Source organism: Paenibacillus sp. 01L418, from assembly GCF_056400045.1.
Genome location: NZ_JBFTSN010000722.1, coordinates 1 through 1,621, shown reverse-complemented (window position 1 = coordinate 1,621; position 1,621 = coordinate 1). Strand labels below are relative to the sequence as shown.

Genomic DNA, 1,621 nt, shown 5'->3' with positions numbered 1-1,621 from the left:
TCTTAGGAGACATACCATGTTTTCTGGCTACAACCTCCGTACGGTAACCAGCTAACACTTCTACAACAAGCTCCTTTTTCGCTTCAACCGGGCATCTAAATCGTCTTCTCACTGGTCATTCCCCCACCATAAATTTAGTGTAGCTGAAAGGAGTGGGAGTGTCCAAATGGATTAGGGGGCTATATAGATAGGATCCGTTATTCTAGTAAAAAGACAATAAATTCAAGCACTTTAGCCCAAATAGCGGAACATATGTCCGTTAGCTCTACAAAAACAGCCGATTCTACACAAATAAGCGCTCTGGTGTCCGTTACGCTCAAGCAGGTCTGCTTCATCCATCCACTTAGCAGCATTCTACAACGAATCATTTGCCACACACACAACATCCGCGCTGCTCCCGGCCCAAACACACCACCATTATTGTTCCACAACTAATTGTCCACTAACTACACACAACCCGCTAGCACAATTCCACACATGAGCGTCCGCTACAAACACACCACCATTGCCGTTCCACTCTTAATAGTCCACTACATACAACCCGCAAGCACAATTCCGCACATGAGCGTCCGCTATAAGCATACACAATTACTGTTCCACAACCAATTGTCCACTACACACAACCCGCGAGCATAGTTCCGCACATAAGCGTCCGCTATAAGCACACCACCATTACTGTTCTACAACCAATTGTCCACTACACACAACCCGCGAGCACAATTCCACACATGAGCGTCCGTTACAAACATACCACCATTACCGTTTCACACCCACTAGTCCACTACAGACTACCCGCTATCAAAGTTCCGCACATGAGCGTCCGACATTCATTCATTTAATCATTCACTTACTGAATTACTGACTTACTAACTATCTACTCACCGCCAACACCGCTCCATAAACAACATTCCACCTCGCAAGCACCACCCGCTCTATCCCCCTTTTTTATCTTGTTGGTGCCACCCACCTCCTCCTCCTTTCGCACCACCAACCCATCACACAAAAAAAAGCCCGCAGTAGACTCTGCGGGCCAAGATCTTTATTTTTTAGAAACGGATTGGAACCACTCATTAACTTCTTTCGTGATTTGGTCTCCGCCATTTGCTTTCCAGCTGGATACAAACTCATCGAAAGCATCAACCGGCAATTTGCCGTAGATGATTTTGTTGAACGTTTCCATCTCGGATTGACGTAGCAAATTCCATTTCGAAACCATTGTTTCTGTTGCTGCACCTGTAAAGTAGTTTTGTTTGCGAATATCCTTTTGATCCATAACGACTTTTGCTGCATACCAGTTTTCAGGTTTGCGGAATTCAGCCGTTTGTTTCTCGTAAGGTGTTTCCGGAGCAACTCCGTCAGCAAGCTTAACCAAAGTTGTCATAAATAGATCAGGAATACGAGCCGGACCTGTAATGAACGGGAATTCGTTCGTAAATCCAGGGATTTTATCCTTGTTGCTCGTTGGTTGACCGTCTACGATATCCCAGTCATAGCCTTGAGCAAAGCCATGCTCATATTTGCTTCCAACCGTAGGATTCGCTAGGTTTTCAAGCAAGTAGTTAAAGCCATGCTCATATTTGCTTCCAACCGTAGGATTCGCTAGGTTTTCAAGCAAGTAGTT

The 1,621-nt window shown here is 45.2% G+C and carries 1 protein-coding gene and 1 pseudogene; both read right to left on the bottom strand.

The features are described 5' to 3' along the window. Positions 1–197: 197 nt before the first annotated feature. On the bottom strand, positions 198–386 hold the full coding sequence (locus AC1DSE_RS35055) for a hypothetical protein (RefSeq protein ID WP_477510496.1): 189 nt from the start codon (positions 384–386) through the stop codon (positions 198–200). 653 nt (positions 387–1,039) lie between these two features. Continuing rightward, a pseudogene (locus tag AC1DSE_RS35050) lies at positions 1,040–1,621 on the bottom strand (ABC transporter substrate-binding protein); the annotation flags it as partial.